Below are 21,576 nucleotides of genomic sequence, written 5' to 3'. Positions count from 1 at the left end.
CAAAGCACCATGGACATTACAGAATCTAATGAATTGCTGAGCCAGTTAATGGCACGATTACCTGAATTGGAATGGAAAATTAACGAGCTGGGTTCCTTTTTCTCCATTCATCGCCTACCCAGAGGGGTATTTCGTTTAGATAAAGAAGCAAATGGTGTAGCCTGTATCGCAGAAATTAAAGCGGACATTCATGCATTATCCAAACAACAAAACAAGCGGAGTGCTTTATATTTGGCAGAGCGAATTAGACAAAAAATAAACATCTTGGTTGTCTTATGTCAAATGCATCAAGGCAAAAAAAAGTCAGGAGAAAACGTTTCCTTTGGCATAAAAATGTTGAGTACTAGACAACAATGGATCAATGATCTTGAATTTGAAATTAATACGCTTTTAGAGCAACAACATGCGATGAGTAAAGCTTTGGAGCACCTTCGACATAGCCATAATTCCAGTGCAATTTTGCATTTAAAAGCAGAGTTAGGTGAGGTTGAGCGTCGCCTGACTTTAGCGAAAGAAACGTTAAATCGAGCTGTTTCTTAATCAATAATCTTTTTCTAATCAGAGTTATGCGGTAAATTTAGGGTCTGTTTACATTTCGCCAATTGGGGTAGAAATATAAATAGACCTTAGAGTGCCTTTTCGGCATTCATTAATAAAATAATTACTCAAACGAAACATTGACTTGTTTGTTGGTGAATAACAAAGAAAATGATAGAGAGAATGAGTGATTACTAAAAGGAGCTTTTTTAAATGTCAGATAAATATTCTCAGGTTACCAAAGATATTAGTACTCAATTAGCCAAAATGCGTAAAGAAATGCCAGAAGTAATGTCTGGATTCTCAGCTCTTGCGCAAGCAGCAACTAAAGACGGTGTACTCGATAAAAAAACTAAAGAATTAATTGCTATGGCTCTGGCTGTTGCGAAACAATGTGATGGTTGCATAGGATTTCATGCGCAAGCTTTAATTAAATTACAAACAACACGCCAAGAGTTCTTGGAAACTTTAGGTATGGCAGTTTACATGGGTGGGGGTCCATCTTTAATGTATGCTGCAGAAGCTTTAGAAGCATTTGAAGAATTTAGTAAATAATATGAGGTCAATTGCTTTTAGCCTGGATCAACTCAATAGAGTCCAGGCTTGAAAGAAAAAGTCTACTTAATTATTCATAAGCAATTTTCTCGATGATTAAAAAACGGATGAGGGGATTTATAAAAGATTTTATCAACTAAGTGCAGACCTATTTAAATCATTTGTACACAATTCATACAATCCTTAATTAAGATTATTGTCATAATCTTCAATCACTAATTTTATTATATGCTCACGGATGGACTATACTAAATTATAAATTTTTTTTTTGGGGAAAGGGAGAATTGAAATGTTGAAAATTAAATGCAGTTCATGGTGCACAATTTTTGGCATCTTTTTGGTTTTTTGTGTTCCATCGTTAGCGTTTGCACATCATGCTGAATTTATGAGAAATGAACCTTTTGTCCAAGGTTTGAGTATGCCCATTCATGGGGTAGACCACATGTTATTTACGTTGGCAGTGGGGCTAATTGCGGCACAAATTGGTGGACGAGCTTTGTGGAGCATACCTTTGATATTTGCTGTTGCTATGGTATTAGGTGGGATATTAAACCTTTCTGGAGTGTCTATACCTTTGTTAGAGTATGGTATCCTGGCATCTCTTATTGTGTGTGCGGGGTTGCTTTCTTTGCGTCCGAGCGTCTCACTACTTCTAACCATAGGTTTAGTTGCTCTGTTTACTATATTCCAAGGTAATGAAATGATGACTTCAGGTGGGGTGGGTGTATATAATTTGCCCTTATTTATTCTAGGCACATTATTTTCCTCTCTTCTATTGTTAGGCGTTGGAGTTGGTGTGGGTTTATTAATTTCCCACAGGAACGCTTATCTATTTCGTTATGTAGGAGTAGCTATGTTAGTAGCTGCTGTTGTAATTAGTGTATATCCTGACATTAATAATGCGATAATTAACATGCTTGAAGCTTAATTAAGTTGATTTATCAAAGGGCATCTTGGCCTTTGTTTGGCTAGTTTGCCCAAAGATTAAGGAACATTCTTAACAATCGATGTGCATTGATGCCACTTCACTTACTTTTTTTAGTTGCATACATTTTAGAATCAGCTAGATCAAGCATATCCTTCAGGGTTCGATGTTTATTGGCATCATATTGTATGCTCCCCGCACTGAATTCAATCTTATAATTAGAGGATTGTGCACATTTTAAAACGCTTTTTAAGCGGTCAATAATTGCAGATACATCGTTTTGGTTCAATCCCGAACAAAATATACAAAATTCATCACCGCCTAAACGTCCTATAACATCATGATACCGAAAATTTTGGAGAAGAGCATTCGCGAAAATTTTTAACACTTTGTCACCTTCCGCATGTCCAAATTGATCATTTATTAATTTGAATTTATCTAAATCAAAAAATAATAGGGTAAACATTTGATTTTCACGTTGACATTTCTCAAATAAGTAGCCGGCTAATTTTAAAAATCCCCTCCGATTAGATAAACCTGTTAATTCATCAGTTATGGAAATCTGTAATTGCTCCAGATCCATTTCCACCATTTCAGCAAGATCGTGAACCACATTTTCATCGACTTCGCTTTTTGCTCGAGGTTTGTCATCGATTAGACAAATTACCCCCACATTATAGCCTTTGACTTTTAAAGGACAGCCTAAATAAAATCTGAAATTTGGTTTTCCAAGAACAAAAGGATTATCATAAAATCGTTCATCTTTGGTTGCATCTTCGACCACCATAATTTCATCAGAAAGAATAACATGACCACAAAATGATGTTCTTCTCTTGGCCTCCTTTATGTCAAATCCTTGCGTGGATTTCATCCATTGACGCTCAGATTCCAAAAATGAGATGACCGAAATAGGGACCTCAAAAAGTTTGCATGCAATACGCGTTACTCTATCGAAACGTTCCTCTTTCTCGGTATCGAGTATGTGTAATTTATAAAGTGTTGCTAAGCGTTCCGCCTCATTTTCTGGCTTGTTTGGAGGAATCATATTTTATCCTTTCACGTACAGCAAGTTGGCTAATCTTTATGATATATATCATTATTTTTTTAAAATTTAAAAGTAATGAAAACCCTAGGGCGTCCAACTTTGAAAGAAGTTTTGGAGGGGTGTTAAAAAAAGCACAGTTTGTTAAGTTATCTCAGAGAAATTCGCGACATTAGTAATTAATATTTTGAATAAGGATTAAATCAATGCGAATTAATCCTTACTCATGTAAAAAGAAGGGCTTATTATTTTTGTGAGGAGGGTTGTCCAAGCGCTGCGGAAACATGAAGCATTTCATTTTTTGCCGCTGTATTTTGTTGACAAGGATAGTGTTTACTTGCTCCTAACCAGGCTACTTGAGAAACGGTCATGGAATCTTTATCACTTTGCTGGCTTGAGATTTCTTTATATGTCTGCTGAATCAATTCACAAAGCGTAAATGCACTAAGCTGTACCCCTGGTGGCAAGCAAAAAATAGGATTTCCTTGATTTTTTGCGACTTCATTGGCTTGAATCATCGTTTCTGCAATACTTTCGCACGTTATTGTTAAGACATGGCGAGCAGAGCGAGCCCATGCTTGCGCTTGAGGATCTGCTTTAACTTCCATCTGAGGAATATTATCAGCGATACTCATGTAATTTTTTATGGTGTCTGCATGGATGCACTGACACAGAAATAGGAAACTGATTAATACAATACGCATAATTTATCCTTCCAATCAAATGCCATGAGGCTTAATTAAACCCAGTTTAAAAGCAATTAATAAAAATATAAATAAACCTACTGAAATACTTATTCTTATCGTTAATGCTTTAACGGTACGTTTGGAGTTTCCTGGGTCTCGAATTAGGAAGATAAGACCACTTGCCAAAGACCCAGCAATGATAATCATTACACAGATGATGATAATTTTAGTGATCATTTGTTATACTCCCGAAATTGCCGTCAAATTATGACTAACATTTAAACAATTAATTAATGATGCCTAGTTTAACCTGTTTTAAATTTCGTTTCACCCCAAGCTGGCCGATGTCAATTCTGGCAATCCTAGTTTTTTCTTTATTCGTTCGCCTTGGGTTCTGGCAAATCCATCGTGCAGATGAAAAAACAAAAATGATTGTGGCACAAAAAAACCAAGAGAAGCAAAACCCAGTTCCTTGGGCGGTAAAGAAAGAACTGCCAGTGCAATATGAACGACTCTCCTTAAAAGGTCATTATCTGCCGCAAATATTTTTATTGGATAATCAACATTACAAACATCAATTTGGTTACGATGTTTTATCTCCCTTCCAATTGTCCGATGGATCTATAATTGTAATTGATCGCGGATGGGTTCATGGTGAACTGACACGGCGAATTCTTCCAAACATTCAAATCCCCAAAGGAATAATCGAATTACAAGGAACAGTCTATTTTCCCAGTAAAAATCAATGGGTTTTAGGGCCGGCTATAGAAGAAAAAGGGAATAATACGATCATTTTGGAGCGTGTAGATGATCAATTGATCAGCCAAGTTTTGCAAAAATCAGTCGCTCCGTTTATTATTCGCCTCGACAAGCAAGACACAAATGGATTTGTGCGTGAATGGGAAACGGTATCCATGCCTCCGCAGCGGCATTTAGCTTATGCTTTGCAGTGGTTTGCTATGGCATTGGTAATACTTATTATATTTGTAGCCTTAAATCTGAAGAAAAAAAATGAAAAAACAAGCCAGTAAATATTATATTTTAGTGTTGTTGGTTGTAATATTCGTCACCCCCGGCGTAGCGGCTTATTTATTTTACCAGCATCCTTCTTGGTTGGGCGCTACTCGGGTTAATAAAGGGACATTGCTGAATCCACCAATAATGGTGAATGCCTTGGAAGGAAAATCCAAATGGCGTATCGTCTTTTGGAGTTCAGAGGCTTGTGATCAAGAGTGTATGAAGCAGCTCGATATACTCGCTCGAATTCGTCTGGCGTTAGGACGCAAATTATACCAGGTGGATCAATGGCTTCTTCTCAGTGATAAAGCACCTCCCTTATCACCAAAGCAACAAGCCTATTTAAAGGAAATAGATTTTAAAGTGGCAAAATTATCTGCAGATCAATTTAATAAAGAGGCTTTCTTGCCTGAAAATAAAGTATTTATAGCTGATCCAGGTAATTATTTAATACTCAGTTATGCATCTCAGGTAAACCCTAATGATGTATACAAAGATTTGAAGTTATTGCTCAATACAACAGAAAAGAGTGATTAATCTAATGCAGAATAAATTATTACGGTATGTAGTGTCATTTGCTGTGCTTTTGTCTTTATTCGTAGTTATGCTCGGGGCATATACGCGCTTGAGTGATGCAGGCTTAGGTTGTCCGGATTGGCCTGGTTGTTATGGCCAGATGGTTCTTCCAAGTGCTACGGACAAATTGCAGGCTGCACAAACTCAATACCCACAAATTCCCATCGAATCTAGAAAGGCATGGACGGAGATGGCTCATCGTTATGCTGCTGGTTCTTTAGCTTTGTTAATTTTTTTTATAGGTTTTTATGTAGCACGCAAGCGTTTGCAGGGTAACAATTTGTCTTGGCATTTGCCCGCTGCACTAATTATCTTAGTTTTCTTTCAAGCTGCTTTGGGGATGTGGACAGTAACCTTGAAGTTGTTACCAGTAGTCGTTATGGGACACCTTTTAGGCGGTATGCTGATCGTTGCATGCTTAAGTCGTTTTCGATTACAAATTAGCTCAATAAAGGGACATGATTTATCACAATGGCGTCCTTGGTTACGAATCGGGGTGCTTATTGTGTTCTTGCAAATCGCATTAGGCGGTTGGGTTAGTTCAAATTATGCTGGGATCTCATGTATTGGATTCCCTATGTGTAATGGTGAATGGTTACCTGATCTACATTTCGCAGAAGGATTTAATTTATTTTCGCCAGTGGGAGCTAATTATCAAGGAGGGGTACTCGATCATGATGTAAGAGTAACAATTCAATTTATCCACCGATTAGGGGCAATAATAACCGCAGTTTATATTCTGGTACTCTCCTTATTGATTCTATGCAGAAGCAGCTTTAATTATCTTAAAACCGCAGCTGTAGTGTTGTCTTTATTAGTATTGGTTCAATTTACTTTAGGAATTTTAAATGTAATTTATTTACTGCCAATTAGTGTTGCTGTAGCCCATAATGGGGTTGCTGCGCTATTACTGGCAACCTTATTTAGTACGCTGCATTTAACGCGTAAGGGGCAAAATGATGCACGCTGAGCATGTAGTTCAATCTTCGTCAGCTACTTGGCGTGATTACCTTGAGTTATGCAAACCTCGAGTTGTACTACTTATGTTATTGACGGTAGTTGTCGGAATGTATCTGGCTGCTCCTGGCTGGGTTAGTATGTCGCTGCTGATTTTTTCTCTGCTTGGTATTGGACTGTGTGCAGGAAGTGCGGCTGCAATTAATCATTTGGTAGATAAACGAATTGATGCCATTATGGCCAGAACCAAAAAAAGACCTGTAGCGAGTGGACAGGTTTCTGTAAAGCAAGCTTTATGGTTTGCTTTAATCATGGGTACTCTTGGGCTGACAATTTTGGTGATATTTGTAAATCAACTCACTGCGTGCCTTACGTTTATTACCCTCATAGGCTATGCTGGTATTTATACAGGTTACTTAAAAAGAGCCACCTCCCAAAACATAGTCATCGGTGGATTAGCTGGAGCTGCACCACCGTTGCTGGGTTGGACTGCTGTGACAAATCAATTGGATCCTCAAGCTTTATTGCTGGTATTAATTATTTTTATATGGACACCTCCACATTTTTGGGCTCTGGCTATTTATCGTTACGAAGAGTATCAGCATGCTCAAATTCCCATGTTACCGGTCACCCATGGGATTGCGTTTACTAAATTGAGTGTTTATTTATATACCATCTTATTGCTTGTAGTGAGTGTATTGCCTTTTGTTGTAGGGATGAGTGGCTTATTTTATTTAATAGGGGCTTTAGTGCTGGGTGCGCGATTTTTATTTTGGTCGCATAAATTATATCGTACCGATAAACCTGTTGTTGCAATGCAAACATTTAGATTTTCAATCGTGTATTTGATGTTATTGTTTGTTTTTTTATTGATCGATCATTATCTATAAGGAATAGGTATGAAATAAGTTCCAAGAACAGTAATTTTTGTGAAAGCTGTTTATGAGACTTATTCCATGTATGTTCCTATAAGGGGGTAAAATGAGTTTAAAGGCTAAAAGTGTTACCTTTACTGTAGTTGTTTTGCTGGCTCTTGCAGGATTGTTTTCAGGAATTTTTGTAGGTCAGCATTTTCATTTTAAGAAAAAAATAGATGTGTCTTCATTTCATGGTACTTACCTTGAAAATCCAAGACAAGTGAATCAGTTTAATTTAACAGGAATGGATGAAAAACCATTTAGCAATAAGAGCTTAAAAGGGAAATGGACTTTAATGTTTTTTGGTTTTACAAACTGTGGTTATGTTTGTCCCACTACTATGGCCGAATTATCCAAAATGTATCGCATTCTTGAAGAGAAGGGTGTAAAGAATTTGCCGCACGTCGTGATGATTTCAATTGATCCTGAGCGTGATAATCAAGAAAAACTAGGACATTATGTCACTTCATTCAATCCTAATTTTTATGGGGCCCGAGGAGATGAGGAATCCATTAAGTTAATGACTCGAGAAATGGGAATTGCTTATGCAAAAGTAATTGAAAGGGGAACTAATGATGCCACAAATTATGATATTCAGCATAGTGGTGCTTTGATGCTGTTCAATCCCCACGGAGAACTTAATGCATTTTTTACCACGCCGCATCATGCAGATTTATTAGCGCAGGATTATCTGTTGTTGGTTTCTTAAGGGAACATTTTTTTGAAATATATTTTGTTGCTCCAAGGTGATTTTTACATTTTTGGACTAGGCTTTATTTATACGAGCGAGTTGTAAAAAGGCTCGAAATTTCTAGAATAATAAAAAAATTGAGGAAAGCGTTTTTCATGAAAATTGCAATATTGGCCACAAATCCACATTTGTACTCTCACAAGCGTCTGAAAGCAGAGGGAGAAGCTGCTGGCCATGAGATTAGAATTATTAATCCTTTATATTGTTACATGAATGTCGCCGCTTCCTGCCCTAAGGTTCATTATAGAGGAGGGTCACCCTTGCCTCATTTTGATGCAGTCATTCCAAGAATTGGTGCATCGAATACTTATTACGGTACAGCAGTTTTGCGTCATATGGAAACTATGGGTATGTATGCTTTAAATGAATCCTTAGCCATAGCCCGCTCGCGTGATAAATTCCGCTCATTACAGTTATTAGCCCGCAAAGGAATCCCTATGCCCTTAACAAGCTTTGCCCAATCACCGGATGATACTGAAGACCTAGTTCGTATGGTTGGGGGTGCTCCATTAGTTATTAAATTATTGGAAGGAACTCAGGGGAAAGGGGTTATTCTCGCAGATAGTCATCAATCAGCGGTGAGTATTATTAATGCTTTTAAAGAAATGCATGCCAACATTTTGGTACAAGAATTTATTGAGGAGTCACGTGGCGTCGATATTCGCTGTTTTGTTGTCGGAGAAAAAGTAATTGCGGCGGTGAAACGACAAGCGAAAGAGGGGGAGTTCCGGGCCAATGTTCATCAAGGTGGAAAAGCGGTCAAAGTAAAGTTATCCCCACAAGAGCGTTCTATTGCAGTTAGTGCTGCTAAAACAATGGGATTAAAGGTTGCGGGTGTCGATTTAATTCGATCGAATCATGGACCTTTAGTCTTAGAAATTAATTCCTCCCCCGGTCTTGAAGGTGTGGAAAAAGCCACTGGAATTAATATAGCTGGCAAAATTTTTGAGTACATTGAGAAACATGCAAAACCGATCAGTGTGAATGATCGGTTCCATGGTTAAGCCGCTTCACGGCTCGTCGTTTAGCGATATGAAATATCGGAATTTTCTTCCTCTTGCTCACGATTCCCCTTTATTACTTCACGATACTTTCTTTTAAAAAAGGAAGTATCTGGATGAGCACCATAGAACGAGGGGGCATTTTCGAGTTCAACTTTGGCGGCATCAAGCATTTTCGTAAATTTATTGACCACGTCCATTGTTTTAGGAGTGAGGATTTTCTTTCCACAAGGATCACTTCTTAATAGAAGAAGCTAATTTTCAATTTCGATAGTTGAGGCATCTATTGGTGCTCGCATAATACAAATACCCCATAATTACAAACATGTAGCTCTAATTATAGACAATATGTGTTTATGCGCGCATAAAGTCGAATAAATACATTAATGAGACGAATCACTTTTACCGACCAACCAATCAGCACTTACCTCGAATTCTTGGGCTAATGCATTGAGTAATTTTTCATCTGGGTTAGTGGCGCCGTTAAGCAATGCTTCCGCCTTAAACCTTGGGATTTTAACCAGCTTCGATAATACTTCAATACGTTCTGCACTTGATTCGGGTGCACCAATATTGTCAAGTTCTTTATTTAATCTTTCAGAAAATCTCTTATTAAGCATCGGCTTCTCCTAATAACGATTTAGGGTAAAATACATCTAATTACTCCTCTAGTCATCGCCTCATAGCTAAGCCAATGAAGCAGGCGAAGCGAACGGCTATCTTATTTATTTCATATAGCATAAAAATCAGGTTTTGCAATGATTGTCCCAAAAACATTTGGCCCCAAAGGCTTTTCCGTGAAACTCCTTTTCTCAGGATAAGCTTTGATTTGTGTTGATCTGCACAATCTTTCAATTTAGTATTGAACCTCAAAAAAGGATTGTTTGGGACAAACATGATCGAAGAAGTTGCTGTAAAATATCCTTGTGATTTAATTATATTTGGTGCTTTGGGGGATTTGTCATGTCGTAAGCTATTTCCCGCCTTGTATCAACTCGAACGCGCCAATTTGCTTCATGCCAATACCCGAATTATTGGATGCGCTCGGGATTCCTTCACATTAACTGACTATACCGGGTTAATAAAATCTAAAGTACAAGCTTTTATCAATGAAGAACTGGATGAACAGGTTTGGTCACGTCTCATTCATAAGATGACTTATTGCCAGATTGATCTCACACAACCCCAAGATTATTCGAGGATATTAGATTATGTAAGTCCCGAGGAGCGAATCGCAATCTCTTATTTTGCAATTCCTCCGACACTTTATGCTCAAACATGCCAAGGTCTGTCAAGTATTGGTTTAACCAAACAACCCTCACGAGTGGTTTTAGAAAAACCAATTGGTCATGATTTACCTTCATCCATAGTAATTAATAATGAGGTGGCCCATTTTTTTGCCGAAGATCAAATTTATCGAATTGATCATTATTTGGGTAAAGAAACAGTATTGAATCTCCTAGTACTTCGTTTTGCAAATGCGATATTTTCTTCAAATTGGGATCATCAAGCTATTGATAAAGTTGAAATTAGCGTAGCAGAAGAAGTAGGCGTGGAAGGACGATGGTCTTATTATGATAAATCGGGTCAAGTAAGGGATATGTTGCAAAATCATCTCTTACAAATTCTAGCTCTTGTGGCAATGGAACCACCAATGAGTCTCTCTGCTGAATGTATTCGTAGTGAAAAGTTAAAGGTATTAAAATCATTGCGACCTATTTCTCCTGTACATGCCCAGGAGCACACGGTGCGTGCGCAGTATGTGGGAAACGTGATTAAGGGCCAACAAATACCTGGGTATCTGAATGAAGAAGGCGCCCATAAAAATTCAACTACTGAAACTTTTGTTGCAATCAAGGCATTTATAGATAACTGGCGCTGGTCTGGTGTCCCTTTTTATTTATTAACCGGTAAGCGATTATCAAAAAAACAAAGTGAGGTAGTGATTTACTTTAAACCACAACCATATAATGTTTTTAAACAATTAAAACAAGAATTGTCTCCTAATCAACTTATCATTCGTTTGCAACCCGATGAAGGAGTAGAATTACGAATGATGAATAAAATCCCTGGTCTTAGTGAAACTATGCAATTACGAGATAGTAAGCTGGACTTAAATTTTAATCATCTCTTTAACTCGCAAAGAATTGCCGATGCTTATGAGCGCTTATTGTTGGAGGTGATGCTAGGTCATCAATATCTGTTTGTAAGTCGTGAAGAAGTAGAACAAGCTTGGAAATGGATTGATGAAATTGGGCAAGCATGGGAAAGGCAGGAGACCCCACTTTATACTTATCCTGCAGGAACTTGGGGGCCTTTAGAAGTAATTCGTTTATATAATGGTAAGGCGCATGTATGGGGGGAGCAAAATGCAGTTACGTAGTTTTAGTGAAGCGTCTATCTTAACAGAGGATTTGGTCGAGCAGATAAAAGGTATTCTTAGATATGCAGTGGAGCAACGTGGCCACGCTTATTTAGTGGTCTCGGGTGGAAAAACTCCTATTGATTTATTTAAAGCTTTGTCTAAAACGGATCTCCCATGGGATAAAATTACAATCACTTTGACCGATGAGCGTTGTGTGCCTGCTCATGATTCCGATCGAAATGACCGTTTAGTCCGAAATTTTTTACTGCAGCATCAGGCAGCTAAAGCTCATTTTTTGAGTTTATACAATGAAGATTGTACTTTAGAACAAACACAGCAAATGATTGCCTCTCTACCTACGTTTGATGCGGTGATTTTAGGGATGGGTGAGGATGGGCATGTCGCCTCTTTGTTTCCTTGCTCTGATGAACTGGGTATGGGGTTGGATGATAACGCTGCAGCAGTGCTTCGAATTAGCCCAAAGACTGCCCCTCATCAACGCATAAGCTTATCTAAAAAAAGATTATTAAATAGTCGCGTTATCTTTTTACATTTATTAGGTCAGAAGAAATTGACTGTATTGCATCAAGCAATGGCAGAGCATGATTCTATGGTAATGCCAGTGAGTGCTTTTTTAAATAACTTTGATGCAAATGTTCAGGTGCTATACGCACCTTAAGGAAGAAAAATGCACCCGGTTGTAGCTCAAGTTACGGACCGAATCCGTGAACGGAGTATAAGTAGCAGAGATTTGTATTTAAAGCATATAGAACAATTACGTATTAAAGGCCCTCATCGCAGTGTGCTCCATTGCGGTAATTTAGCCCATGGTTTTGCTGCGTGTGCGAAACAGGATAAAGCCAAGCTGAGGGGGATGACTAACGCAAATATTGCTATTGTTTCGTCTTATAATGACATGCTTTCAGCGCATCAACCTTATCTGAATTATCCCTCGTTAATCAAAAAAGCTATTTCTGCTGCGGGTGGCGTAGCACAATTTGCTACAGGCGTTCCGGCAATGTGTGATGGAATTACCCAAGGACAAAGTGGCATGGAATTAAGCTTATTAAGCCGAGATGTAATTGCCATGTCAACAGCCATAGGTTTGTCTCATAATATGTTTGATGGCGGCCTTATGCTCGGTATTTGCGATAAAATTGTTCCGGGATTGCTGATGGCAGCTTTGAGCTTTGGTCATTTACCTTTCATTTTTATACCCGCAGGCCCTATGCCTTCAGGCATATCAAACCAAGAGAAAGCGCGTATTCGTCAATTGTATGCTGAAGGGAAAGTAGATAAAAATGCATTGCTTGAGGCAGAAGCGGCTTCATATCATTCTGCAGGCACCTGCACTTTTTATGGCACTGCTAACTCCAACCAACTGATTATTGAAACCATGGGATTGCAGCTTCCCGGTTCATCATTTATCAATCCGGGTACGCCTTTACGTGATGCACTAACCTGGGCTGCGGCACAACAAATTCTTTCCTTAACGGATTTAACTAATCATTATATGCCCATAGGCAAATTGATGGATGTAAAAAATATTGTCAATGGCATTGTGGCATTATTGGCTTCTGGCGGTTCAACGAATCATACTATGCATTTAATTGCCATAGCGGCTATAGCAGGGTATTCGATTAATTGGGATGACTTTGCTCAATTGTCTGCCGTAACTCCTTTAATAGCCAAGATTTACCCGAATGGATATGCAGACATCAATCACTTCCAACGAGCGGGTGGTATGGCCTATTTTATCCATACCTTACTGGATGCAAAATTGCTCCATGAGGATGTTCATACAGTGATGGGTTTTGGTTTGCAGCAATATACCCAACAACCTTTATTAGATAATGAGCAATTGTTATGGGCTCCTGGCCCTTCTAGTTCAAATGATGAAAGTGTATTAACTTCTGCTAAAACTCCTTTTAAAGCTCAAGGTGGCTTGCAAGTATTAAGTGGAAATATTGGACGGGCGGTAATTAAAACTTCAGGGCTTGCTGCTGGGAAAAGTAAAATTGAAGCGCCCGCAGTGGTATGTTCCAGTCAGGAGGAGTTTGCACAGATGTTCCAAAAAGGCGATTTAAATAAAGATTGCGTGGTAGTAGTGCGCTTTCAGGGACCTAAAGCCTGTGGAATGCCCGAATTACATCAATTAACACCCAAACTGGGTGTGCTCATGGATAAAGGTTTTCAAGTTGCTTTAGTGACTGATGGCCGGATGTCTGGTGCTTCAGGTAAAGTTCCTGCTGCGATTCATGTCACACCTGAGGCATTAGATAATGAAGTACTTTGTCGAATTGAAACTGGGGATATGATTTTAATTGATGCCGAACAAGGGGTACTGCAATTATTAGTTACAGATCATGAGCTGGAATTAAGAACGAAAGCAGTTTTAACTGAAATGGGCTCTTATCTTGGCATGGGTAGAGAACTATTTAGCAGTTTAAGATCCCAATTCACCGGAGCTGAGCAGGGAGCATGTAGTTTGTTTCAGGGAAAAGAGACGTGTTATGAGTGATGGTTTAAAAGATTATGCGATCGTTGCAGATATCGGTGGAACTTTTGCACGCTTCAGTCGTGTCAATTTAAATAATCTGCTTATGGATAAAATTGAAATTTACTCATGCGCTGCATATCCTAGTTTTGAATCCCTGTTTTCAGCCTATAAATCACAACATGGTTTGGATGAAATAAAGCAAGCTGCCCTCGCGATTGCTTGTCCGGTGCTTGGGGATGTGATTTGTATGACCAACGCACATTGGCGTTTTTCTATTAATGAAGTCAAGCAAAAATTAGGGCTGACAGTGCTTAAGGTTTTGAATGACTTCAATGCCATTGCAATGAGTTTACCTGTTTTAACCACCCAACAAATTCTCCAAATAGGAAGAGGGACTGCAGAACAAAATGGAACCAGGGCGATCTTGGGGGCTGGAACCGGACTTGGGGTGGCATTTCTGGTGTCAACTCAGGAAGGATATTCTGCTCATGCAGGAGAGGGAGGGCACATTAGTTGGGGTGCAAAAACAGAGCAAGAATGGTTTATTTATCGTTATCTCAGACGAAAATATGAGCATGTATCCTATGAGCGCTTATTATCAGGGCAGGGTTTAGAAAATTTATACGAAGCACTGGCTAGTTTGCATCAAAGGGAAATAGGTCTAGTTTCCGCATCAGAAATAATTGCGTTGGCTTTAGCACAACAATGTACCATTGCTGAAGCGACCGTAGCGCAATTCTTCGAAATTTTAGGTTCTTTTGCTGGTGACTTAGCATTAATTTTTGCTGCCTTTGGGGGTGTTTACATTGCGGGTGGTATCGTACCACGATTAATTACCTTGTTGCATGGCAGTGATTTTCGATCTTGTTTTGAAGAAAAAGGGCGTTTTAGCGATTTCAATGCGAAAATCCCGACCTATGTGATTACTGCCGAGCAACCCGGGATATTGGGGGCTGCAGTTTATTTAAAACAATCGTGGCTTAGATGAAAATTAGAATATCGGATAAGTCTTATTTCTAGAATTACACTTACTTCATTTAGGCTGCAATCGACTACAAGGAGAGCTTCATGTCGTTTCCAAATTGGCTGGTGCGGCCGGAAATTATTTTTTCCACATCACCTGTTATCCCGGTTGTTGTAATTAAACAAATAGAGGACGCTCTGCCTTTAGCTACAGCGTTATTTGCAGGGGGTATCCATATAATTGAAGTCGCACTTAGAACGCCAATTGCCTTAGAGGCCGTTGAATTACTCCTAAAAACTTTCCCCGAAGCTTTAATTGGAGTTGGAACTGTAACTACTCCCGAACAACTAAAACACGTTGCAGATATGGGTGCAAAATTTGCCCTAAGCCCCGGAAAAACCCAAGCCCTTTTAACTGCGGGATGTACTTCCAATATCCCATTAATACCTGGTGTGTCGAGTGTATCGGAATTAATGGAAGGATTAATTTTGGGCTATACCCATTTTAAATTTTTTCCTGCAACTGCTGCGGGGGGAGCCAATATGTTACAAGCGATGCATGGTCCTTTCCCGCAAGCTAAATTTTGTCCAACAGGAGGGATTAATGAGAAGAATTTTTCTGATTATCTGGCACTGCCAAATGTTTCCTGTGTTGGAGGTTCCTGGATAGTTCCCGAAGAAGCGATTAAAAAAGGTGATTGGGCATTAATTACTGATTTATCTCTTTCGGCGCGTCACAGTGTACGAGGATGGGAGTAGATAAAGAATAGCCCGATAAATTGGGAATAAGGTATTTACACCCAATTTGGGATTATCGATCAAGGAGTTAAATATGACATGGGTTGTTGCAATTATCGGTTCGGTCGCGGGTTTTTTGTTTGGCTATGATGAAGGAATCATTGCAGGTTCTATAGAATTGGTTAAAAATCATTTTGGCTTAACGGCTACTCATGTTGGGGTGATGGCCTCAGCATTGCCCTTTGGTGCCTTGTTCGGATCCATGTTAATTGGTGCGATTACGGCATCAAAAGGGGTGAAGCGTTTCGGTCGTCGCACCTTACTGTCTTTTTCCGGAGTCTTGTTTTTTTTAGGAGCTTTAGGAGCTGGATTTGCTGATTCAATTACTATACTTATTATTTCACGATTAGTTCTTGGCTTAGCAATTGGTATGGCTTCAGTAATGGCCCCCTTGTATTTGGCAGAAACAGCAACTTATGAAACAAGAGGAGCAGTCGTTGCTATTTACCAATTGGCAATGACAGTAGGAATCGTCTGCTCTTATTCAGTCAATTATTTATTTCTTGAAAACAATGATTGGCGTGCCATGTTTGCTTCAAGTGCTTTTCCTGCCCTGGTCTTATGCATTGGAATTTTACTCATGCCAGAGTCTCCTAGGTGGTTATGCAGTGTGGGACGTCGTGAGGCAGCATCCAAGGCTTTAAAAAAATTACGTAAAAGTCATTCAATCGAGCATGAGCTGTTGGATATCGAAAGGACTTTGGCTAATGAACCTAAAAAGGGAAGTTGGCTATTGTTGTTTAAAAGCCCCTTATTACCAGTTTTGATGCTAGGCACCATGCTATTTTGTCTACAACAGTTGAGCGGAATTAATGTAGTTATCTATTTTGCACCTGAAATTTTCAAAAATTTAGGAATGAATAGTGTCGCGGGACAAATCTTGGCAACCATTGGTATTGGTCTTGTTAATTTACTGGTGACAGTAATAGCTATGCTTAGTGTTGATAAAATAGGTCGGCGTAAACTCCTGCTATTTGGTTTCTCCGGCATGTGTTTCAGCCTCTTGTTTTTATGTATGTTTTCAGTATATCAAATCCCTTGGTTACCTTACTTATCAGTTCTTTGTCTGATTCTTTATATTTTCTCTTTTGCGGTGAGTGTGGGGCCAATACCCCATATTGCGATGGCTGAAATATTTCCTTTACACGTTCGTGGCGTGGGAATGGGTTTCTCCGCTATGAGTAACTGGACTTTTAATACAATTGTCATTTTTAGTTTCCCTCTTTTAGAAAAAATGTTGGGTATTGAATACACTTTTGCTGTGTATGCGGTGATTTGTCTTCTAGGTCTTATTTATACCTATTTTTATATGCCTGAAACAAAAAACATTAGCTTGGAGCAAATTGAGAATTATATTATGTCAGGCAAGCCACTACGTATGTTAGGACGCGAAGAGACATTTCCGATTGAAGATACAGACAAAGAAGAACCCTCTTATTACGCTTCTACCTAAAAGGAAATAAAAAACTAGCCATAGGGCTTTGAAAAGACCGTTGGCTAGTGAAAAGTTTCTTGAAATTATTTTAACTTATTAGTTAGTTTATCTCTTAAATCAATGGCACGTAAAACAGCAACATAACTCCAAGTTAGAGATGGCGCACCTTGTTGGACTCCGGTAGTTAAATTAATTTGCTCACTTAATTTCATGTCTTTGCCATAATTTTTTATAAGTTTCAGATAATTATCACCCACTTGAATGTGTTTTATGATTGCAGGTTGATTGATTTTGGTTAAAGGTAAATTATCAGCAAGCGTATAGTAATATTCAGCCATAGTTGCTGTTAAAATAAACCAGGGGTTACCCATGCTATTGGTTTGATATCCATCGTAGGTATCTCCAGGATAACGTCCAAATAAAATTTCTCCTGAATGGTTGTTATTAATTGGGAAGATTGAATTAAATTGTTTGTATAACGCTTCAACTGTATTTTGGACATATAAACTATCTGGCGCTAAATCACCCTCTGTTTGTGGATTAAATAAAATACCCAAAATTATAGATGAATCAAGCTCTAAAGCCTTTTGTGGACCTGGATGGGGCAAAAGTGTTGCTTGAATTGTTTTATGTACTGGATCCAAATGCGCATTGAGACGCTGACCTATTAGTTTTGCTTGTTGGTCATAATAAAGAGCTGCTTCCTTGTCATTGAGCCGACGAGCAAGAGCAGCCCCTTCATGAAGTGCTTTTTGCTGAGTCATGGCAGTAAAGAAATGATCTCCAAATACTTCTTCCCACAGATCATAATTTTTATCAGACCAGTGATGAGCGGTATATTCCAAATCCATTTTAATGACGCCCATTGAATTTGGATCCAAACTACTATTATAAAGATTCGCCAGTACATATTCTGATTCATTATCATCTAACAATTGTTGCGCAAAACGAATTAGAACCGATGCTCTTAAAGCTGGACCATCATTTTGTGGCCTGCCCCAAGAACCATCAAACGGCGAACCATTAATATAAAATTTAGGTTCTCCCAATATATCTTGCCCCGGTAATGGATCATATTGATGCTGAAGTTTTTGAGTCCAAGAAATATAGTTAAATAAACGTTCTTTGTATCCAATGGCATGAGAGGATTCGTACCAGGTTTCAATCAAGCTCATGGCTATCGCTGAGTCACGAACCCAATCATAATAATAATCTGGATTTTGTTTTGAGGGAGCGGCTACTATTGCTCCATTAGATTGGATATTGGCATAAAAATGTTGTCTTAGTTTTTGGATATCCTCTGAACTAAATACAGAGCTTATTGCTTGAGAAACAAAAAATATCATTAAAAAACAGATCCTTTTCAACATAATCTCCTATAAAAGTCGAACGATTTCATAGTACATTAAATTGATAATTCAGAGTATAGAAAATTTAAGAAGTGTTGATAGGATTCGGTAGCCTTGATAAAGAAGCTTAACCTAGGCGGTTAAAGTTTTCCTAGACTTTTAATTCTGCAATACCCTGACTAACACTAATTAGAATTTCTCAGGTTTTTTTATGATATTTGAGATCATGAAGTAGACAGCAGGAAGCACAAATAAAGTAAATAATGTACCAATGCATAAGCCCCCTATAAGCACTGTACCTATTGCATGCCGGGCTTCGGCGCCAGCATCATGTGAAAGTACCAACGGAATAGCACCAAAAACCATGGCTCCAGTAGTCATAAGAATGGGGCGCAGCCTTAATGAGCACGATTTCTTTATCGCATCTGCTAATGAACTTCCCTCTTTTTGCAATTGATTAGCAAATTCTACGATCAAAATACCATGTTTACTGATTAGTCCAACTAATGTGACTAAACCGACTTGGGTAAAAATATTTAGAGATTGTCCAAATAAATAAGCAAAGAAGAGCGCACCAAAAGAAGCCAGGGGTACGGTGAGTAAAATGATGAGTGGGTAAATAAAATTTTCAAATTGGGCTGCGAGAATGGCATAAATAAAGAGTATCGCTAAAGCAAATAACAAAACCATCGTATGCGACGATTCATTATAAGCTTTGGCGGCACCACCCCAACTTAATTTATACTGGTTGGGGAGGTTTTCTTTAGCAAGCTCCAAGAGCTCATTCATTCCTTTTTTAAAGGATTGTTTTTCAGGTAATTGGGCATATAAAGTTGTCGAACGCATTTGATTGACATGCTCTAATGCGGTGGGCTGAGCACGTCTTTTCATTTGAGCCACTGAACCTAATGAAATGCGTTTTCCAGAGGGCGTTGTAAGATAAAGTTCATCTAGGGTCCAGGGTTTGGATGATCCCTGCAAGGTTAGATTGTAAGAGACCCCATCTTTTTGAAATGATAAGGACTTATCACTGCTGAAAAAAACTTCAACGGTTTTAGCTAATTGCGCGGGAGTCAATCCTAATTGGGCTAAGGTGTTTTTATCTATATTTATTGAGTATCCCATCGAATCGAGACGCAAATCATAACGAGTAGAAGCAAATGTTTTGCTTCGATCCAGTATCTTTTTCAAGCGTTCTGTTGCTTCAAATAATTGGCGGAAATTCTCGGTGGTTGAAATAACGAGTTCCAGTTCAGAGTTATTACGTGCATCTTCTACTCCAGGTAATCCTGAGTCCCAGCTCCAAACCGAAGCATCGACTGAGGGTAGTCGCTCAGTTTTAGGTTTTAATGAATGAACAATCTGCTCGGCTGAACGAGTTCTTTGTTGATGAGATTTTAAAGGCATAACAATACTACTACCCCAACTTCCTAAAAAGGTTAATGTATTTTTTGCTTCGGGCACTTTACCTACAAATTTTTGCACGAGTTTGGTATTGACTTCTAGGGTGTCTAAGTTATCTCCGGATAACGGTGGAGTGTAAATACCTATCAAGCCACGATCTTCTTTCGGGGCCGTTTCACCAGGCATTATTTTGTAAAAGAGCAGGCTCAAACTCAATGAAAGGAATAGGATAAAAAGGGTAGTTTTTTTCCGATGGATGATAATATTAAGTAATTTATAGTAATACTGAGCAAGGCTATTTAGGAACCTATCAATCCCTGGCCATAGGTGTTTGGTATTTTTATGCAAGAATGTAGCGCACATCAAAGGTGAAAGGGTTAATGCTACCATTCCTGAGATGAATACACTTCCTGCTAGGGCGACTGCAAATTCAATGAACAATTGACCGATCATGCCGTCAATTAAAGCGATAGGGGCATAAACGCTCGTTAAAGTTAATGTCATCGCGACAATGGCAAAACCTATTTGTTTGGAGCCTTTAAGTGCGGCTTCCATAGGAGATAAATTGTCTTCAATATGACGCCATATATTCTCAAGAACAATAATGGCATCATCCACTACTAAACCAACAGCCAATACCATCGCAAGAAGCGTCATTTGATTTATACTAAAGCCTGCAATTTTCAAAAACAATAAAGAACCCAAAAGAGAAATCGGAATTGCAATTAAAGGAATAAGTGTAGCGCGTATAGTTCGCAGAAAAATGAAAATGATCACTAAGACTAAGCAAATTGATTCAATGATAGAAGATTGAATGTTTTTAAGGGAAGCCTTAATAAATTCCGATTGATCAATTATGATTTTAGTCTTGATGTCATCAGGTAAACTTTTTTTTAAGATGTTGAGTTCTTTACGGACACTTTGAGATACCTCAATTGGATTTGCATCACTCGCGCGATTAATTGCAAGTACTAATCCTGAATGCCCGTTGACTTTAACTCGAAATTGGCTGGTGTCGGTAGTTAATTGAATTTTTGCTAATGACTTGAGAAAAACTGGATGATGATTTTGAGTTTTGATTACTAGATTTTCATAATCTTCCGGAGTTTTCAATTCAAAATCAAGTGTAGTAGGAATCTTGTCTTGATAACTACCTGCTGGTAGCGATAAATGGTTATTAGCAATCGCATTGGCAACCTCATCAACATTGATGCCGAATGTATATAATTTTTTCTGATCTAATTGAATAGTATAAGTAAAAGGTTGCCCCCATACATCAACTGAGGCAACTCCTTTAAGGCTACGGAGCGTATTTTTTAGATTCAAATTGGCATAATGGGTGAGCTCTCCAAAATTTAACGAAGAAGACTCCAGGGCAATTCCTATAAAAGGCAAGCCATCCGCCTGGCGCTGACGTTCAATAACAGGTGATTTTACTGATGATGGAAGTTGTGCCAACCGTGCGGCTTCATGAGCGGCATTCAACGCTTTGTCCATGGAGGTCCCTGGACGAAATCTTAAAGTAATATATGAGTTTCCTGGGTTAGAACGTGACGTCATTAGTTCTAATCCTTCTACCCCAGCAAGCTGATCCTCGAGGGCATTAGTTACAACTGATTCGACTAATTCAGGGCTAGCATTGGGATAAGTGGTATTTATTGTAATAACCGGGAAACTGATATTGGGATATTCTCTCAAAGGTAACGAATTAAAACACAGTATTCCCAGAAGCAGAACCATGGAATTAAGTATAATTGCAATCACGGGATGCTTTAAGAAATAGCTTGTAAATTTCATA

At 38.7% G+C, this 21,576-nt stretch carries 22 protein-coding genes; 15 read left to right on the top strand and 7 right to left on the bottom strand.

Annotated features, from left to right (window positions below; genetic code table 11):
• The first annotated feature begins 9 nt into the window (after positions 1-9).
• From ACWTE2_RS33160 to ACWTE2_RS33150, 3 genes are all read left to right on the top strand, one after another.
• Positions 10-540: a hypothetical protein gene (locus tag ACWTE2_RS33160; RefSeq protein ID WP_454786100.1), complete on the top strand. Its 531-nt coding sequence runs from the start codon at positions 10-12 to the stop codon at positions 538-540.
• A gap of 210 nt (positions 541-750) precedes the next feature.
• Complete coding sequence (locus tag ACWTE2_RS33155) at positions 751-1,092, top strand: carboxymuconolactone decarboxylase family protein (RefSeq protein WP_182391580.1); 342 nt, start codon at positions 751-753, stop codon at positions 1,090-1,092.
• Positions 1,093-1,381: 289 nt separating this feature from the next.
• Positions 1,382-2,020 (top strand): HupE/UreJ family protein, encoded by a 639-nt coding sequence (locus tag ACWTE2_RS33150; protein ID WP_454786099.1) that lies wholly within the window; start codon positions 1,382-1,384, stop codon positions 2,018-2,020.
• 97 nt (positions 2,021-2,117) lie between these two features.
• Here the strand turns inward: ACWTE2_RS33150 and ACWTE2_RS33145 are convergent, their stop codons facing one another.
• From ACWTE2_RS33145 to ACWTE2_RS33135, 3 genes are all read right to left on the bottom strand, one after another.
• Positions 2,118-3,062 (bottom strand): sensor domain-containing diguanylate cyclase, encoded by a 945-nt coding sequence (locus ACWTE2_RS33145; RefSeq protein WP_454786098.1) that lies wholly within the window; start codon positions 3,060-3,062, stop codon positions 2,118-2,120.
• A 242-nt stretch (positions 3,063-3,304) separates the two neighbouring features.
• The gene (locus ACWTE2_RS33140; protein WP_182391577.1) at positions 3,305-3,763 is read right to left on the bottom strand and encodes a phosphatase; all 459 of its coding nucleotides are present in this window, start codon (positions 3,761-3,763) and stop codon (positions 3,305-3,307) included.
• A 15-nt stretch (positions 3,764-3,778) separates the two neighbouring features.
• Positions 3,779-3,982, bottom strand: a complete 204-nt coding sequence (locus ACWTE2_RS33135; RefSeq protein WP_454786097.1) for a twin transmembrane helix small protein — start codon at positions 3,980-3,982, stop codon at positions 3,779-3,781.
• A 59-nt stretch (positions 3,983-4,041) separates the two neighbouring features.
• Between ACWTE2_RS33135 and ACWTE2_RS33130 the strand changes: the two genes are divergently transcribed.
• The 6 genes from ACWTE2_RS33130 (at position 4,042) to rimK (ending at position 8,967) form a co-directional block, all read left to right on the top strand.
• A complete protein-coding gene (locus ACWTE2_RS33130; protein ID WP_454786162.1) occupies positions 4,042-4,776 on the top strand; it encodes an SURF1 family protein in 735 nt (244 codons plus the stop codon).
• Entirely contained in the window at positions 4,757-5,299 is a 543-nt protein-coding gene (locus ACWTE2_RS33125; protein ID WP_454786096.1) for a hypothetical protein, read from the top strand. Before ACWTE2_RS33130 ends, ACWTE2_RS33125 begins: the two co-directional genes overlap by 20 nt.
• A gap of 4 nt (positions 5,300-5,303) precedes the next feature.
• Complete coding sequence (locus ACWTE2_RS33120; RefSeq protein ID WP_454786095.1) at positions 5,304-6,308, top strand: COX15/CtaA family protein; 1,005 nt, start codon at positions 5,304-5,306, stop codon at positions 6,306-6,308.
• Complete coding sequence (gene cyoE / locus ACWTE2_RS33115; protein ID WP_454786161.1) at positions 6,298-7,185, top strand: heme o synthase; 888 nt, start codon at positions 6,298-6,300, stop codon at positions 7,183-7,185. Before ACWTE2_RS33120 ends, cyoE begins: the two co-directional genes overlap by 11 nt.
• A 91-nt stretch (positions 7,186-7,276) precedes the next feature.
• A complete protein-coding gene (locus ACWTE2_RS33110; protein WP_454786094.1) occupies positions 7,277-7,921 on the top strand; it encodes an SCO family protein in 645 nt (214 codons plus the stop codon).
• Between the two features lie 137 nt (positions 7,922-8,058).
• A complete protein-coding gene (gene rimK, locus ACWTE2_RS33105) occupies positions 8,059-8,967 on the top strand; it encodes a 30S ribosomal protein S6--L-glutamate ligase (protein WP_182391572.1) in 909 nt (302 codons plus the stop codon).
• 20 nt (positions 8,968-8,987) lie between these two features.
• Here rimK and ACWTE2_RS33100 read toward each other — a convergent pair whose 3' ends face one another.
• On the bottom strand, positions 8,988-9,158 hold the full coding sequence (locus tag ACWTE2_RS33100) for a hypothetical protein (RefSeq protein WP_483099552.1): 171 nt from the start codon (positions 9,156-9,158) through the stop codon (positions 8,988-8,990).
• A gap of 189 nt (positions 9,159-9,347) precedes the next feature.
• On the bottom strand, positions 9,348-9,584 hold the full coding sequence (locus tag ACWTE2_RS33095; protein ID WP_182391570.1) for a hypothetical protein: 237 nt from the start codon (positions 9,582-9,584) through the stop codon (positions 9,348-9,350).
• 275 nt (positions 9,585-9,859) lie between these two features.
• Between ACWTE2_RS33095 and zwf the strand changes: the two genes are divergently transcribed.
• The 6 genes from zwf (at position 9,860) to ACWTE2_RS33065 (ending at position 17,043) form a co-directional block, all read left to right on the top strand.
• On the top strand, positions 9,860-11,347 hold the full coding sequence (gene zwf / locus ACWTE2_RS33090; RefSeq protein ID WP_454786093.1) for a glucose-6-phosphate dehydrogenase: 1,488 nt from the start codon (positions 9,860-9,862) through the stop codon (positions 11,345-11,347).
• Positions 11,334-12,008 (top strand): 6-phosphogluconolactonase, encoded by a 675-nt coding sequence (gene pgl, locus ACWTE2_RS33085; protein WP_454786092.1) that lies wholly within the window; start codon positions 11,334-11,336, stop codon positions 12,006-12,008. Before zwf ends, pgl begins: the two co-directional genes overlap by 14 nt.
• 9 nt (positions 12,009-12,017) lie before the next feature.
• Positions 12,018-13,850, top strand: a complete 1,833-nt coding sequence (gene edd / locus ACWTE2_RS33080) for a phosphogluconate dehydratase (RefSeq protein WP_454786091.1) — start codon at positions 12,018-12,020, stop codon at positions 13,848-13,850.
• On the top strand, positions 13,843-14,817 hold the full coding sequence (glk, locus tag ACWTE2_RS33075; protein ID WP_454786090.1) for a glucokinase: 975 nt from the start codon (positions 13,843-13,845) through the stop codon (positions 14,815-14,817). The genes edd and glk overlap by 8 nt, the downstream gene beginning before the upstream one ends.
• 80 nt (positions 14,818-14,897) lie before the next feature.
• On the top strand, positions 14,898-15,551 hold the full coding sequence (locus ACWTE2_RS33070; protein ID WP_454786089.1) for a bifunctional 4-hydroxy-2-oxoglutarate aldolase/2-dehydro-3-deoxy-phosphogluconate aldolase: 654 nt from the start codon (positions 14,898-14,900) through the stop codon (positions 15,549-15,551).
• Positions 15,552-15,624: 73 nt separating this feature from the next.
• Entirely contained in the window at positions 15,625-17,043 is a 1,419-nt protein-coding gene (locus tag ACWTE2_RS33065; protein ID WP_454786088.1) for a sugar porter family MFS transporter, read from the top strand.
• A gap of 65 nt (positions 17,044-17,108) precedes the next feature.
• Here the strand turns inward: ACWTE2_RS33065 and ACWTE2_RS33060 are convergent, their stop codons facing one another.
• Positions 17,109-18,371 carry a glycoside hydrolase family 15 protein gene (locus tag ACWTE2_RS33060; protein ID WP_454786087.1) on the bottom strand — a complete coding sequence of 421 codons (1,263 nt, stop codon included), beginning with the start codon at positions 18,369-18,371 and terminating at the stop codon, positions 17,109-17,111.
• Positions 18,372-18,563: 192 nt separating this feature from the next.
• Entirely contained in the window at positions 18,564-21,575 is a 3,012-nt protein-coding gene (locus tag ACWTE2_RS33055) for an efflux RND transporter permease subunit (protein ID WP_454786086.1), read from the bottom strand.
• Between the last annotated feature and the right edge of the window lies 1 nt (position 21,576).

The sequence above is a fragment of the Legionella nigrisilvae genome (assembly GCF_977063395.2).
Note: the sequence above shows the minus strand (reverse complement) of the source record. Positions and strands in the feature narration are given on the sequence as shown.